Source organism: Pseudomonas khavaziana (assembly GCF_036704165.1).
Taxonomy (GTDB): domain Bacteria; phylum Pseudomonadota; class Gammaproteobacteria; order Pseudomonadales; family Pseudomonadaceae; genus Aquipseudomonas; species Aquipseudomonas khavaziana.
Genome location: NZ_CP129946.1, coordinates 4588567 through 4605513, shown reverse-complemented (window position 1 = coordinate 4605513; position 16947 = coordinate 4588567). Strand labels below are relative to the sequence as shown.

At 62.9% G+C, this 16947-nt stretch carries 5 protein-coding genes; 4 read left to right on the top strand and 1 reads right to left on the bottom strand.

The genetic code is table 11. The annotated features are described in order from the left end of the window. Window positions 1-47: 47 nt before the first annotated feature. Together QYQ93_RS20390 and QYQ93_RS20385 are read left to right on the top strand one after the other, a co-directional pair. Entirely contained in the window at window positions 48-671 is a 624-nt protein-coding gene (locus QYQ93_RS20390) for a TetR/AcrR family transcriptional regulator (protein ID WP_043051074.1), read from the top strand. A 93-nt stretch (window positions 672-764) separates the two neighbouring features. Continuing rightward, window positions 765-1553, top strand: a complete 789-nt coding sequence (locus QYQ93_RS20385; protein WP_043051073.1) for a substrate-binding periplasmic protein — start codon at window positions 765-767, stop codon at window positions 1551-1553. Between the two features lie 696 nt (window positions 1554-2249). On the opposite strand, the gene QYQ93_RS20380 is transcribed toward QYQ93_RS20385, so the two are convergent. Beyond that, complete coding sequence (locus QYQ93_RS20380) at window positions 2250-2801, bottom strand: RNA polymerase factor sigma-70 (protein ID WP_043049829.1); 552 nt, start codon at window positions 2799-2801, stop codon at window positions 2250-2252. Window positions 2802-3102: 301 nt separating this feature from the next. Here QYQ93_RS20380 and QYQ93_RS20375 point away from each other — a divergent pair, with 301 nt between their 5' ends. Together QYQ93_RS20375 and QYQ93_RS20370 are read left to right on the top strand one after the other, a co-directional pair. Beyond that, window positions 3103-3855 carry a thioesterase II family protein gene (locus tag QYQ93_RS20375; RefSeq protein ID WP_338475365.1) on the top strand — a complete coding sequence of 251 codons (753 nt, stop codon included), beginning with the start codon at window positions 3103-3105 and terminating at the stop codon, window positions 3853-3855. 67 nt (window positions 3856-3922) lie between these two features. Continuing rightward, the gene (locus QYQ93_RS20370; RefSeq protein WP_338475364.1) at window positions 3923-16819 is read left to right on the top strand and encodes a non-ribosomal peptide synthetase; all 12897 of its coding nucleotides are present in this window, start codon (window positions 3923-3925) and stop codon (window positions 16817-16819) included. Window positions 16820-16947: the final 128 nt, after the last annotated feature.

Here is a 16947-nt window from a genome sequence, read left to right as displayed (position 1 = left end):
GGCCTAAATTGCCGCCCAAGACGTCAGCAGAAGTGAAGGAGAGTAGCGTGGATGAGCACAAAGCCCTGGGGGTGATGCGCACCATGGTCGACGGTGGCCAATTGACCGACCCGGAAAGTGCGCGGGGCAAATTGCTGCAAACCGCAGCTCACTTGTTTCGCAACAAGGGCTTTGAGCGCACCACCGTGCGGGATTTGGCCAGCGCCGTGGGCATCCAGTCCGGCAGCATCTTTCATCACTTCAAGAGCAAGGATGAGATCCTGCGGGCAGTGATGGAAGAAACCATCCGTTACAACACCGCGTTGATGCGTGCTTCGCTGGAGGAAGCGACTAACGTGCGCGAGCGTGTGCTGGCGCTGATTCGCTGTGAGTTGCAGTCGATCATGGGCGGCAGTGGCGAGGCCATGGCGGTGCTGGTCTACGAATGGCGCTCGCTGTCGGCCGAAGGCCAGGCCCAGGTGCTGGCCCTGCGTGACGTGTACGAGCAGATCTGGCTGCAGGTTTTGGGTGAGGCCAAGGCCGCCGGCTATATCAGGGGCGACGTGTTTATCACCCGACGCTTCCTGACCGGCGCGCTGTCGTGGACCACCACCTGGTTCCGCGCCCAGGGCAGCCTGACCCTTGAAGAGTTGGCTGAAGAGGCCTTGCTGATGGTGCTTAAGTCAGACTGAGGCGCAAGTTATTAAATTTGATGGCGAAAGTTGTCTCTCCAGATAAAAACGCCTAGCTTATCGCCATCAAAGAATTCAACGGTGTGTGCCTCGATGTTTTCGCCATGGCGGCTGGCTGCAGGATTTACATTATGGGCACTGGGCAGCGCCGCCTGGACGCAGGCGGGTGCTGCGCAATTGGTGAGGGTCGGTGCGGCGCACTTTCCGCCCTACACCGTACGTCCCGAGCAAGGGGCCGACACCGGTTTGCTGCCGCAATTGCTCGAGGCGCTGAACGCTGAGCAAAGCGACTATCAGTTTGTACTGGTACCCACCTCTATCCCCCGGCGTTTTCGCGACTTCGAGCAAGGTCGGGTCGATATGGCGATCTTCGAAAACCCCTCCTGGGGCTGGCAGGAGATTGCCCATACCAGCGTCGACATGGGCCTGGAAGACGCAGAAATCTTCGTCGCCCAACGTCAGGCCGGGCGCGACCAGAGTTACTTCGCCGATCTCACTGGCAAGCGCCTGGCGGTATTCAGCGGCTATCACTACGCTTTCGCCAACTTCAACCCCGACCCCAAAAACATGGCCGAACACTTCAACGCCACGTTGACCTATTCCCATGACAGCAACTTGCTGATGGTGGCGCGTGGGCGTGCGGATATCGCGCTGGTCACCCGTTCTTACCTGAGTGATTTCATGGTGCGCAACGCGAGCATGGCCAGGCAGTTCCTGGTGTCGGAGCGCATTGACCAGGTTTACCATCATTACGCGTTGCTGCGTCCCAAGGCACCGATCACAGGTGATGCGTTTTACGCATTGCTCAAGGGTCTGCGGGACAATGGCCAGATGCTGAAGATCTTTGAGCCTTATCGCATTGATGTAACACCGCTGCCCTGAGATCTCAGGGGGACAAAATGTGGGAGGGGCGGTGCGACGATTCGACTTGCTCCCGATGGCGGCCTTGCGGCTGACGAGGATGTTGGACCGTGTACATATCCATTGTTTAGGTAACGGCCGCTATTGGTTCCGCTCTTACAGCCAGCCCTTTCAAGGTCTTTGGAAAAAGCCCCAAAACATGATCGTTTTTTGACCAAAAGAGATGCTGGCTGAGCCAAATTCAACTCGTTTATTTCTTAATTTAAGCCTGGAATTGGCGTAGGACGCGATTTAGGCAAAGACCTTGAAAGGGCTGGCTCTTACAGCGGGTCACTTTTGAAAAGCGCAAAAGTAACCAAAACGCTCTTGCCCCCCCAAATCCCTGTCGAATTGCGGCCAGCGTGGTTTAACGGGGCGCTTCAGATCAAAAGCAAGATCAAGAGCGACTCGCTTCGCATCGTGGTTACTGACGGTCGTTATGTCAGAGTTGTGTTGATACCCATGCTCACCGGGGCAAGCCCTGATGCCGGTCAGTTAAGCGCAGATCCCCTGTGGGAGGGGGCTTGCTCCCGATAGCGGTGGGTCAGCCACCGTCAATGTTTGCTGGGCTGACGTCTTCGGGGGCAAGCCCCCTCCCACATTGATCGAGTTCGACATCTGTTATCAGAGACCAGTTGAATCCCCGCGCCGCTCCTTCCACATGTGTTTGCGCCGCGTTCAAACCCTGCGCGCAAACGTATCGCTATGGCTGCCCGACACCTTGCGGCAATGCACCAACGCATCGCGAATCATGAAATTCACCAACGTCGGCGAAACCCCGAGTTCCTTGGCAATGTCCTTCTGCGGCACGCCGTGCAGGCGGTACATTTCGAACGCGTAGCGGGTGCGTTGGGGCAGTTGCGTCAGGGCGTCGGCGATGTTTTCCAGGGTGTTGAAATTGATGTGGGAGGTTTCCGGTGAAGCGCCGTGAATAACCACATTCAAGCCTTCCTCTTCGGTCCCGGAGTATTTGAGCTCCAGGGCCTGCTTGCGGTAGTGATCGATGGCCAGGTTGCGCACGATCTGGAACAAGTAGCTCAGCTGGGCCTTGAACGATGAAGTGATCGTCGGCGCAGACTGCAGTCGGAAATAGGCGTCTTGAACCACATCTTCGGCGCGGGAGCGGCAACCGGTGATACGTGCCGCGATCTTCACCAGCATGAGTCGATTGTCGACAAACGCCTGGAGAAGGGGTGAATCGCACCTGCCTGTGGATACTTGTTCCGTCATGGAAATCACCTTACTGCTATTAGGTTAGGGGAGGGCGTCCCTGCTGAGGCCTCCTACACATCGGGCAACAAATTATGCTGAATGATAATGATTGTCAAATGAGAAGGCGAACTAATCTTATGCCTTTGTGAAAGGTGTGAGCCACGTCTCGCTCGTCCCTGACGACTAATTATTTACCTCTGCCGTCCGTTCTTCTGGGTGACAGGCCTGTTAGTACAACGGCCAAGGATCAGTACCCGCAGGAGGACCAGATGGGTTTTTATCGTGCATTCGGCATGTTGCAGTTTGGAGTCCTCACGTCATGAGTGCGCCATCCCGGCTGCGCCTGTTTTGCCTGCCTCATTCAGGCGCCAGTGCCTCGGTCTACGCTCGCTGGCGTCGCGCCCTGCCGGATTGGCTGCAGGTGTGCCCGCTGGAATTGCCCGGGCGGGGCCTGCGCATGGACGAGCCGTTGCAGCGCGATATCAAGGCCCTTGCAGCACAGTTGGCCGAGGAAATCAGCCGTGACCTCGACGGCCCCTATGCTCTGTTTGGCCACAGCCTTGGCGGGTTGCTGGCCTTTGAATTGGCCCATGCCTTGAGTGCGCGCGATGTGCCGGCGCCTCTGGCGCTGTTTGCTTCCGGCACCGCCGGGCCGGCGCGACGCGATGTCAGTGAATACGCCATCGAAAAAAACGATACCGAACTGATCGCCCGCTTGCGCCAATTACAGGGCACCGCCGAAGAAGCCCTGGCCAACCCCGAGTTGATGCAGTTGATGCTGCCGATCCTGCGCGCTGACTTCCTGTTGTGCGGCAGCTTCACCTATGGCGAGCGCAAGCCCCTGGGCCTGCCGATCCATGTGTTCGGCGGCAAGCAGGACAGCGTGCGCGCCGACCAGTTGCTCGACTGGCAGCTCGACACCGCCAGCGGTTTTTCCCTGGACATGTTTGACGGCCACCACTTCTTCCTCGTGCAGCACGAAAGCGCCGTGCTGCGTTGTGTGCGCCGCTATGCCGAGGAACATCTGGCGCGCTGGCGCATCGACGCGGCGCGGCAACGGCTTGCCGTCTGAGCGCTCCCCACTGTCGATTTTTCAAGTAAGCCGAATTTCCCGTAAGCCGATTTCAGGCAGGAACCCCATGATGGACGCCTTCGAACTCCCCCGCACTTTGGTCCAGTCCCTTCAACGCCGTGCTGCGCAGACACCGGACCAGGTGGCTCTGCGCTTCCTGGCCGAGTCGGCCGAGCAGAGCGTGGTGCTCAGCTACCGTGATCTGGACCTGCGCGCCCGCACCATCGCCGCCGCCTTGCAAGCCATGGCCGGCCCGGGCGAGCGTGCGGTGCTGTTGTTCCCCAGCGGCCCGGACTACGTCGCGGCGTTCTTTGGGTGCCTGTACGCCGGGGTGATCGCGGTGCCGGCTTATCCGCCGGAGTCCACGCGCCGTCACCACCAGGAGCGTTTGCTGTCGATCATCCAGGACGCCGAGCCGCGCCTGCTATTGACCATTGCCAGCCTCAGCGAAGGCCTGGCGCAGATCGAAAACGCACCGCCAGTATTGAGCGTGGACAGCCTGGATGCACAGCAGGCCGAGCACTGGCTCGAGCCCGAGCTGCAAGCTGACGACATCGCCTTCCTGCAATACACCTCCGGCTCTACCGCCTTGCCCAAGGGGGTGCAGGTCAGCCATGGCAACCTGGTCGCCAACGAAGTATTGATCCGTCGTGGCTTCGGCATCGACCTCAACCCCGATGACGTGATCGTCAGCTGGCTGCCGCTGTATCACGACATGGGCCTGATCGGCGGTCTGTTGCAACCCATTTTCAGCGGCGTGCCCTGCGTGTTGATGGCGCCAGCCTACTTCCTCGGCCGCCCATTGCGTTGGCTGGAAGCGATCAGCGAATACGGCGGCACCATCAGCGGCGGCCCGGATTTCGCCTACCGCCTGTGCAGCGAACGGGTCAGTGAGTCGGCCCTGGAGCGCCTGGACTTGAGCCGCTGGCGCGTGGCCTATTCCGGTTCCGAACCGATCCGCCTCGACACCCTGGAACGCTTCGCGGAAAAATTCGCGGCCTGTGGTTTCATCCCGAATAATTTCTTCGCTTCCTACGGCCTGGCCGAAGCCACCCTGTTTGTCGCCGGCGGCACCCGTGGCCGCGGCATCCCCGCGATGCACATGGACGAACAGGCCCTGGCCGCCAACCGCGCCGAACCCGGACAGGGCAGTGCGATCATGAGTTGCGGCACCAGCCAGCCGGACCACGCCGTGCTGATCGTCGATCCTCATACCCTGGCGGAGCTTGCCGACAACCGCGTCGGTGAGCTCTGGGCCACGGGCCCGAGCATCGCCCACGGCTACTGGCGCAACCCCGAAGCCAGCGCCAGGACCTTCGTCCAGCACGCCGGCCACACCTGGCTGCGTACCGGTGACCTGGGGTTTATCCGCGACGGCGAGGTGTACATCACCGGTCGCCTCAAAGACCTGCTGATTGTGCGTGGTCACAACCTCTACCCCCAGGACATCGAACAGACCATCGAGCGCGAAGTGGAAGTGGTGCGCAAGGGCCGGGTCGCCGCGTTTGCGGTGAATGACCAGGGCGTGGAAGGCATCGGCATCGCGGCGGAAATCAGCCGCAGCGTGCAGAAAATCCTGCCACCCGAAGCGCTGATCAAGGCGATCCGCCAAGCCGTGGCCGAGGCTTATCAAGAAGCCCCGAGCGTGGTGGTGTTGCTCAACCCCGGTGCCTTGCCGAAGACCTCCAGCGGCAAAGTACAACGTGCAGCCTGCGCGATTCGCCATGCCGATGGCAGCCTCGACAGCTACGCGCAATTCCCCGGGCAGCTGGGGCAGGCGAGCGAAGTGGCGCTGGAATCGGACCTGCAACAGCAGATCGCGGCGATCTGGTGTGAGCAACTGCAACTGACCAGCGTGGCCGCCGACGATCATTTCTTCCTGCTCGGCGGCAACTCCATCACCGCGACGCAAGTGGTCGCGCGTCTGCGCGAAACCCTGGGCCTGGAGCTGAACCTGCGCCTGCTGTTTGAAGCGCCAACCCTAGCAGCCTTTGCCGCCTCCGTGGCGCAATTGCAACGGGACGGCGGCGTTGCCGAAGGCGCGATCCACGCGCTGTCGCGCCACGAAGACCTGCCCCAATCCCTGGCCCAGAACCGTCTGTGGATCACCTGGCAACTGGACCCACACAGCAGCGCCTACACCATTCCCGGTGCCTTGCACCTGCGCGGCGAGCTGGATGAAGACGCGCTGCGCTCAAGCTTCCAGCACCTGATCCAGCGCCACGAAGCGCTGCGTACGCGTTTTTACGAACGTGATGGGCAAGCCTTCCAGCGTGTAGAACCGCAGGTGGATTTCGCGCTGCAAGTCATCGACCTCAGCGACCTGCCCCACGCCGAGCGCGAAGCCCGTGCGCAACAGATCCGCGAAGACGAGGCTCATACCCAGTTTGACCTGGAAAAAGGCCCGCTGCTGTGGGTCACCCTGGTGCGCCTGGATGATGAAGACCATCAACTGCTGGTGACGCTGCACCACATCATCGCTGATGGTTGGTCGCTGAATATCCTCATCGACGAGTTCTCGCGGCTGTACGCCGCTGCCGTCCAAGGCCAGAACCTGGACCTGCCACCGTTGACCTTGCACTACGCCGACTACGGCAGTTGGCAGCGCCAATGGTTGGCCGAAGGCGAGGGCCAGCGACAACTGGTGTATTGGAAAACGCAGTTGGGTGAAGAGCATCCCGCCCTGGACCTGGCCACTGATCATCCGCGTTCTGCCCAGCATCTGCACAGTGCTTCGCGCCATAGCGTGCGCCTGGATGCACGCCTCAGCGCCGCGATTCGCCAGACCGCCCAGGCCCACGAGTCGACGCCGTTCATGCTGTTGTTGGCGGCGTTCCAGACCCTGCTTTATCGCTACAGCGGGCAGCACGATATCCGTATCGGCGTGCCCAATGCCAACCGCCCGCGCCACGAAACCCAGGGCCTGATCGGGTTCTTTATCAACACCCTGGTGCTGCGTGCCGAACTGGATGGGCGCCAGCCGTTCAACCAGCTGTTGGCGACCACGCGCGAGACGGCAATGGCCGCCCAGGCCCATCAGGACCTGCCTTTTGAACAACTGCTGGAAGCCTTCCCCCAGGCCCGCGAACAGGGCCTGTTCCAGGTGATGTTCAACCACCAGCAACGTGACCTCAGCGCCTTGCGCCGCCTGCCGGGCCTGCTCGCCGATGAACTGCCATGGCACAGCCGCGAAGCCAAGTTCGACCTGCAATTGCACAGCGAAGAAGACCGCAACGGGCGCTTGAGCCTGTCGTTTGACTACGCCGACGAGCTGTTCGAGACCGCGACCATCCGGCGCCTGGCCGAGCATTTCATCCACCTGCTGCAAGCTGTGTGCGCCCAACCCCAGCAAGCCCTCGGCGACCTGCCGTTGATGCTGGCCGACGAACAGCACGCCTGGAGCGCAGCACCTTGTGAACCGGCCCGGCAATGGCTGCCCGAGCTGCTCAACCAACAGGTCTCGGACGCCACCGCGCTGGTCTGGCAGGACGGCAGCCTGACCTTCGCCCAGCTGCACACCCAGGCCAACCGCCTGGCCCATTACTTGCGCGACAAGGGCGTTGGCCCGGACGTGTGCGTGGCCATCGCCGCCGAGCGTTCGCCGCAACTGCTGGTCGGCCTGCTGGCGATCATCAAGGCCGGTGGCGCCTACGTGCCGCTGGACCCGGATTACCCCGCCGAGCGCCTGGCCTTCATGCTCAAGGACAGCGGCGTGCATCTGCTGCTGACCCAGACAGCGTTGCTGGCGCAGTTGCCGACTGCCGAAGGCGTCTGCGTGATCGCCATGGACAGCTTGCACCTGGACCGTTGGCCAACCCAGGCACCGGGCCTGCACCTGCACGGCGACAACCTTGCCTACGTGATCTATACCTCCGGTTCCACCGGCCAACCCAAGGGCGTGGGCAACACCCATGGCGCGCTGGCCGAACGTTTGCAGTGGATGCAGGCCACTTACCAACTGAATGAAACCGATGTGCTGATGCAAAAGGCGCCGATCAGTTTCGACGTGTCAGTGTGGGAATGCTTCTGGCCGCTGATCACCGGTTGCCGCCTGGTGCTGGCGGGGCCGGGTGAGCATCGCGACCCGCACCGCATCGCGCAGTTGGTGCAGGAACATGGCGTGACCACGTTGCACTTCGTGCCGCCGCTGTTGCAGGTGTTTATCGACGAGCCGTTGGTGGCCGAATGCACCAGTCTGCGCCGCCTGTTCTCCGGTGGCGAAGCCTTGCCCGCCGAGTTGCGTAACCGCGTCCTCGCGCAATTACCTGCAGTGCAACTGCATAACCGTTATGGCCCCACCGAGACCGCGATCAATGTCACCCATTGGCATTGCACTGCCGCCGATGGCGAACGCTCGCCGATTGGTCGGCCCTTGGGCAATGTGATCTGCCGCGTGCTTGACGAGCAGCTCAACCCGTTGCCGGCCGGTGTGCCGGGTGAGTTGTGCATCGGCGGCATCGGCCTGGCCCGCGGTTACCTTGGCCGTGCCGGGCTGACCGCTGAACGCTTTGTCGCGGACCCCTTGGGCGCGCCGGGTGCACGCCTGTATCGCACCGGGGATCGCGCACGCTGGAATGCCAATGGCGTACTTGAATACCTCGGGCGCCTGGACCAGCAGGTCAAACTGCGTGGTTTTCGTGTGGAGCCGGAAGAAATTCAAGCGCGGCTGCTGGCCCTTGATGGCATCGCCCAAGCCGTGGTGCTGGTACGCGATGCGCAATTGATCGGTTACTACACCGCCCACACCGAACTGGACGCACAACAACTCAAGGCCGCCCTGGCCGCCGAGTTGCCGGAGTACATGGTGCCGGCGCTGCTGATGCGCCTGGACGCCATGCCCCTGAGCCCGAGCGGCAAGCTTGACCGCCGCGCCTTGCCGGAGCCGGTCTGGCACACCCGCGAACACATCGAACCGCACACAGCGTTGCAGCTGCAAATCGCCGCGATCTGGCGCGAGGTCCTCGGCCTGCCACGCATCGGCCTGGGCGATGACTTCTTCGCCTTGGGCGGGCACTCGTTGCTGGCCACGCAAATCATCTCCCGCACCCGCCAGGCCTGTGACGTCGAGCTGCCGTTGCGCACCCTGTTCGAAGCCAGCGAGTTGGGCGCCTTTGTCGAGCAAGTCGGGCTGATCCAGGCCGCGGGCCAACGCAACCAACAGACGGCAATCGCCAAGGTCGACCGCAGCGCGCCGGTGCCGTTGTCCTATTCCCAGCAGCGCATGTGGTTCCTCTGGCAGATGGAGCCCGACAGCCCGGCCTACAACGTCGGCGGCATGGCGCGCCTGCGCGGCGTGCTGGATGTGCAGCGTTTCGAGGCAGCGTTGCAGGCGTTGATCATGCGCCATGAAACCCTGCGCACCACCTTCCCGAGCGTCGACGGCGTGGCATGCCAGAAGGTTTCGCCGCAGGCCGCTGTGCGCATGGACTGGCAGGACTTCTCGGCGCTGAGCGAAACCGAGCGCCAACAGCGTTTGCAGCAACTGGCGGCTCAAGAAGCGCACACGCCGTTCAACCTGGAAACCGGGCCGCTGTTGCGGGCCTGCCTGGTCAAGGCCGGCGAGCAGGAACACTACTTGGTGCTGACCCTGCACCATATCGTCACCGAAGGCTGGGCCATGGACATCTTTGCCCGTGAACTCAGCGCCTTGTACGAAGCTTTTATCGACGAACGCGACTCGCCGCTGGCGCCGCTGCCGGTGCAGTATCTCGACTACAGCGTGTGGCAGCGCCAGTGGCTGGAGTCCGGCGAGCGCCAACGCCAGCTGGATTACTGGATCGCGCAACTGGGCACTGAACACCCGTTGCTGGAGCTGCCCTCCGACCGCCCAAGGCCAGCGGTACAAAGCCACCAGGGCGAGCTGTACCGCTTCGACCTGAGTGATGAGTTGGCCTCCCGTGTACGCGCCTTCAATGCCGAGCGCGGCCTGACCCTGTTCATGACCATGACCGCGACCCTGGCCGTGTTGCTCTACCGCTACAGCGGCCAGACCGACCTGCGCATCGGCGCCCCGGTGGCCAACCGCATTCGCCCGGAAAGCGAAGGGCTGATCGGCGCGTTCCTCAATACCCAGGTGCTGCGTTGCCAGCTCAATGGGCAGATGAGTGTCGCCGAACTGTTCGAGCAAGTACGCCATACCGTGATCGAGGGCCAGTCTCATCAGGACCTGCCGTTCGACCATCTGGTCGAAGCCCTGCAACCGCCGCGCAGCGCGGCGTACAACCCGCTGTTCCAAGTGATGTGCAACGTGCAGCGCTGGGAGTTCCAGCAGCGCCGCCAACTGGCGGGCATGAGCGTCGAGTACCTGGCCAACGATGCGCGGGCGACCAAGTTCGACCTCAATCTGGAAGTCACCGACCTCGACCACCGCCTGGGTTGTTGCCTGACCTACAGCACCGACCTGTTCGACGAGCCGCGCATTGCGCGCATGGCCGAGCATTGGCGCAACCTGTTGCAAGCCTTGATCGCCAACCCGCAGCAGCGTCTGAGCGAATTGCCGTTGCTGAGCGCAGATGAACAGCGCGCATTGCAAGACAGCCTGGGGGTGGAGAAGGGCCAACATCGCCTCGACCAGTGCATCCATCAGCTATTCGGCCAGCAGGCCAGCCAGCGTGCCGATGCGCCAGCGTTGACCTTTGTCGGTGTGACCCTGACTTATGCTGAGCTGGACGCCCGCGCCAACCGCCTGGCCTGGATGCTGCGCGAACGCGGCGTGGGCCCGCAGGTGCGTGTCGGCTTGGCGCTGCCGCGCTCGCTGGAGATGGTCATCGGCCTGCTGGCGATCCTCAAGGCCGGTGGCGCCTACGTGCCATTGGATCCGGAATACCCGCTGGACCGCCTGCACTACATGATCGAGGACAGCGACATCGGCCTGCTGCTCAGTGATGCGGCGATGTTCGAAGCCCTCGGCGAATTGCCGGCGACGGTGGCGTGCTGGTGCCTGGAAGATGACCTGCCGGTGCTGGCCAATTATCCCGCTGATGCACTGCCGTTTGTGAGCCTGCCGCAGCACCAGGCGTACTTGATCTACACCTCGGGCTCCACCGGCAAGCCCAAAGGCGTGGTGGTGTCCCACGGTGAAATCGCCATGCATTGCCAGGCGGTGATCGAGCGGTTTGGCATGCGTGCCGATGACTGCGAGCTGCACTTCTATTCGATCAATTTCGATGCCGCCACCGAGCGTTTGCTGGTACCGCTGCTCAGTGGTGCGCAGGTGGTGCTGCGCGCCCAGGGGCAGTGGGACGCCGAAGAGATCTGCGCACTGATTCGCACCCATCGCATCACTATCCTCGGCTTCACCCCCAGCTACGGCAGCCAGTTGGCCCAGTGGCTGGCGACCCAGCAGCAGACCTTACCGGTGCGCATGTGCATCACCGGTGGCGAGGCATTGACCGGGGAGCACCTGCAGCGCATCCGGGCGGCGTTCATGCCCGAGGTGTTCTTCAACGCCTATGGCCCGACCGAAACGGTGGTGATGCCCTTGGCCAGCCTGGCACCCCAGCAGGTGGAGGAGGGCGCCGGCAGCGTGCCGATTGGCAGCATCATCGGTGAGCGCATGGCCTACATTCTCGACGCCGACCTGGCGCTGGTGCCCCAAGGCGCCAGTGGTGAGTTGTATATCGGCGGCGCCGGCCTGGCCCAGGGTTATCACCGCCGCCCGGGCATGACGGCGGAGCGCTTTGTCGCCGACCCGTTTGCCGCCAATGGCGGGCGTCTGTACCGCACCGGCGACCTGGTGCGCCAACGCGCCGATGGCCTGGTGGAATACCTGGGGCGCATCGACCATCAGGTGAAGATCCGCGGTTTCCGCATCGAGCTGGGCGAGATCGAAACGCGCCTGCTGGAACATCCCGCCGTGCGCGAGGCGGTGGTGCTGGCACTGGATGCGCCAAGTGGCAAGCAACTGGTGGCCTACCTGGCCAGCGACGCCGAACACACCGCCTTGCGCGACGCGTTGAAGGCGCACCTCAAGGCGCAACTGCCGGACTATATGGTGCCGGCGCATTTGATCGTGCTGGACAGCATGCCGCTGACCGCCAACGGCAAGCTCGACCGCCGCGCCTTGCCGGCGCCGGATCCGGAGGTCAATCGCCAACACTACGTGGCGCCACGCAACGCGCTTGAACACACCCTGGCGCAGATCTGGTGCGCGGTGTTGAACGTGCAGCAAGTCGGCCTCGACGATAACTTCTTTGAGCTGGGCGGCGACTCGATCCTGTCGATCCAGGTGGTCAGCCGTGCACGTCAGGCCGGCATTCACTTCAGCCCCCGCGACCTGTTCCAGCACCAGACCGTACAGACCCTGGCGGCCGTCGCCACCCGTTCGGAGCAGGTCACGGCCGAGCAAGGTGTATTGACCGGCAGCTCCGGGCTTACGCCGATCCAGCATTGGTTTTTCGACACTGACATCCCCGTACGCCAGCACTGGAACCAGGCGTTGGTGCTAAAGCCCCTGCAACTGCTCGACCCCCATCGCCTGGAGCAAGCCCTGCTGGCGGTGCTGGAACACCACGACGCCCTGCGCCTGAGCTTCACCCGGCGCGACGCGCAATGGCACGCCGAACACCTGGCCGTGCCGGAAGGCGGCGTGCTGATGCAGGCCCAGGTGGGTGATATGCAACAGTGCACCGCACTGTTCACCGACACCCAGCGTAGCCTCGACCTGGAACACGGGCCGCTGTTGCGTGCCCTGCTGGTGGACGGGCCGCAGGGCCAGCAGCGCTTGCTGATCGCGATCCATCACCTGGTGGTGGATGGCGTGTCCTGGCGCGTGTTGCTGGAAGACCTGCAAAACGTCTATCGCCAACTCGGTGAAGGCCAGTCCGTCAGCCTGCCGGCCAAGACCAGCGCGTTGCGCGATTGGGCGGCGCGCTTGCAGGCCTATGCCCAGAGTGAATCCCTGCGCGAAGAATTGAGCGTATGGCAGGCGCAGTTGGCCGGCCCGGCCGTGGCCTTGCCGGTGCAGCGCCCACAAGGCGCAAGGCGTAATCGCGATGCCGAAACCGTCAGCGTTCGCCTGGATGCCGAACACACCCGCCAGTTGCTGCAGCAGGCACCGAGCGCCTATCGCACCCAGGTCAACGACCTGCTGCTGACCGCCCTGGCCCGCGTGCTGTGCCGCTGGAGCGGGCACGACTCGGCATTGATCCAGCTGGAAGGTCATGGCCGCGAAACCCTGTTCGATGATATCGACCTGACCCGCAGCGTCGGCTGGTTCACCAGTGCCTATCCGTTGCGCCTGACACCGCAGGCCGGGCAGGGCGACTCGATCAAGGCGATCAAGGAGCAACTGCGCGTCCTGCCGCACAAAGGCTTGGGTTATGGGGTGCTGCGCTACCTGGCCGATGACCTGTGCAAACAGAGCATGGCCGCACTGCCGAGCGCGCCGATTACCTTCAACTACCTGGGTCAGTTCGACCAGAGCTTTGGCACCGATGCATTGTTCCACCCGCTGGAAGAGTCCGCCGGCCTGGCCCATGATCCGGACGCGCCGTTACCCAATGAGTTGAGCGTCGACGGCCAGGTGTTCGGCGGTGAGCTGGTGCTGCGTTGGACCTTCAGCCGTGAGCGTCATGATCAACAGGTGATTGCCGATCTGGCCGAGGCTTACCTGGCCGAATTGCACAGCCTGATCGCCCATTGCCTGCAGGACGATGCCGGCGGCCTCACGCCGTCCGACTTCCCCCTGGCCCACCTGACCCAGGCGCAACTGGATACCTTGCCGGTGCCAGCCAGCGCCATCGAAGACGTCTACCCGCTGACCCCGATGCAAGAGGGCCTGCTGCTGCACACCCTGCTTGAACCGGGCACCGGCTTGTATTACATGCAGGACCGCTACCGCATCAACAGCGCCCTGGACCCCGAGCGTTTTGCCCAGGCCTGGCAAGCGGTGATCGCCCGGCATGAAGCCTTGCGCGCATCGTTCTGCTGGAACGTCGGCGAAGACATGCTGCAAGTGATCCACAAACCCGGCAGCACACCGATTGAGTACCTGGACTGGAGCGCCGACCCGCAGGATGAGCAGGAGCCGCGCCTGCAAGCGCTGCTCAAGGCCGAGCGCGAAGCCGGCTTCGACCTGCTCAACCAGGCGCCTTTCCACCTGCGCCTGATCCGCGTGGGTGAGGCGCGCTACTGGTTCATGATGAGCAACCACCACATCCTTATCGATGCCTGGTGCCGTTCGCTGCTGATGAATGATTTCTTCGATATCTACATGGCGTTGGGCGAAGGTCGCGAAGCGCAACTGGCCACGCCGCCACGCTACCGCGACTACATTGCCTGGCTGCAACGCCAGGACCTCAATGAGGCGCGCCAGTGGTGGCAGCACAACCTGCAAGGTTTCGAACGCGCTACGCCGATCCCCAGCGACCGCCCGTTCCTGCGCGAACATGCCGGTGGCAGCGGCGGCATGGTGGTGGGCGACTGCTACACCCGTCTCGATGCCCACGATGGTGCGCAATTGCGTGAATTGGCCCAGGCCCACCAGCTCACCGTCAACACCTTCGCCCAGGCGGCCTGGGCCTTGGTGCTGCGCCGTTTGAGCGGCGAGCGTGACGTGCTGTTCGGCGTCACCGTGGCCGGGCGCCCGGTAGACATGCCGCAGATGCAACGCACCGTCGGCCTGTTTATCAACAGCATCGCGTTGCGGGTGAAGCTGCCTGAGGATGACCAGCGTTGCAGCGTGCGCCAGTGGTTGAGCGCCTTGCTCGACAGCAATATGCAGCTGCGCGAGTACGAATACCTGCCGCTGGTGACTATCCAGGAGCACAGCGAATTGCCCAAGGGGCAGCCGCTGTTCGACAGCCTGTTCGTGTTCGAGAACGCCCCGGTTGAGGTCTCGGTGCTTGATCGTGCGCAAAGCCTGAATGCCACCTCGGATTCCGGCCGCACCCACACCAACTTCCCGCTCACCGCAGTGTGCTATCCAGGCGATGACCTTGGCTTGCACCTGTCCTACGACCAGCGTTACTTCGACGAAAGCACCGTGCAAGGCATGCTCGGCGAGTTCAAGCGCTTGCTGTTGGCGCTGGTGCAGGGCTTCCATGGCGACATGGCCGAGCTGCCGCTGATTGCCGAGCAGGAGCGTGAGTTCCTGGTGAACGGCTGCAACCAGAGCAAGCGCAGCTACCCGTTGGAGCGCAGTTACATTGAGCTGTTCGAAGAACAGGTGGCGCAACATCCGCAGCGTATCGCCGCCCGTTGTCTCGACCAGCAATGGAGCTACGACGAGCTGAACCGCCGCAGCAACGGCCTGGGCCACGCGCTGGTCGCGGCGGGTGTCGGCCTGGACCAACCGGTGGCGTTGCTGGCGGAACGTAACCTCGATTTGCTCGGCATGATCATCGGCAGCTTCAAGGCCGGTGCCGGCTATTTGCCGCTGGATCCGGGTCTGCCAAGCCAGCGTTTGAGCCGCATTATTGACCTGAGTCGTACGCCGTTGCTGGTCTGTACCGAGGCGTGCCGCGAACAGGCTATCGAGTTGCTCGAAGGGGTTGATTGCCAGTTGCTGGTGTGGGAGGAAGTGCCCGCCCGTGGTGAGAACCCGGGTGTCTACAGCGGCCCGGACAACCTCGCCTACGTGATCTACACCTCGGGCTCCACCGGCTTGCCCAAGGGCGTGATGGTCGAACAGCGCGGCATGCTTAATAACCAGTTGAGCAAGGTGCCGTACCTGGATCTGACTGACGCGGATGTGATCGCCCAGACTGCCTCGCAAAGCTTCGACATTTCCGTCTGGCAGTTCCTCGCCGCGCCGCTGTTTGGCGCGCGGGTGGATATTGTGCCGAACACCCTTGCCCATGATCCGCAAGGTTTGTTGGAACACGTTCAAGCCCACGGCATCACCGTGCTGGAGAGTGTGCCGTCGCTGATCCAGGGCATGTTGGCCCAGGAGCGCATCAGCCTCGACGGCCTGCGCTGGATGTTGCCGACAGGCGAAGCCATGCCTCCGGAGTTGGCCCACCAGTGGCTGTTGCGCTATCCGGATATAGGTTTGGTCAATGCCTACGGCCCGGCGGAGTGCTCGGATGATGTGGCGTTCTTCCGCGTCGACCTGGCGTCCACCCGTGGCACCTACCTGCCAATTGGTACGCCGACCGACAACAACCGTTTGTACCTGCTCGATGGTGCGCTTGAGTTGGTGCCCCAGGGCGCGGTCGGTGAGCTGTGTGTCGCCGGCACCGGTGTCGGCCGCGGCTACGTCAGCGATCCGCTGCGCACTGCCCAGGCCTTTGTGCCAAACCCATTTGGTGCGCCGGGCGAGCGCTTATACCGTACCGGTGACCTGGCGCGGCGCCGCAGTGATGGCGTGCTGGAATACGTCGGGCGTATCGACCATCAGGTGAAGATTCGCGGCTACCGCATCGAACTGGGTGAAATCGAAGCGCGCCTGCACGAACAATCCGAAGTGCGTGACGCGGCGGTCGGCGTTCAGGAGGGCGTCAACGGCAAGCATCTGGTTGGCTACCTGGTGGCAGCCGACCAGACGTTGAACGCTGGCGAGCGCCTGGATCGCATCAAGCAGCGCCTGCGTGCCGAGTTGCCCGAGTACATGGTGCCGCTGCACTGGCTATGGCTTGAACGCCTGCCGCTGAACGCCAACGGCAAGCTCGACCGCAAGGCCCTGCCGGCCCTGGAGATCGGCCAACTGCACAGCCAGGACTACCTGGCGCCGCGCAATGAACTGGAAACCACCCTGGCCGGGATTTGGGCCGAGGTGTTGAAGGTTGAGCGGGTTGGGGTACAGGACAACTTCTTCGAGCTGGGCGGGCACTCGTTGCTGGCTACGCAGATCGCCTCGCGGGTGCAGAAAACCCTGCAGCGCGATGTGCCGTTGCGAGCGATGTTCGAGTGCAGCACGGTGGCGGAGTTGGCCGAGTACATCGAGGGGCTGGCGGGCAATGAGATCAGTGCCGAGAAGGTGGATCGGTTGAGTGATTTGATGGCGGAGCTGGAGGGGCTTTAAGGCGCAAAGGGCGCTGTCCGTTGGTCGGAGAGCGCCCCTTGTTGGATTCGAACTGTGAATTCTGACAGTAGGAACACTTGCTTTTTTACGATGTGATAGGGCGATGTCGATCCGGCCGACACCTGGGC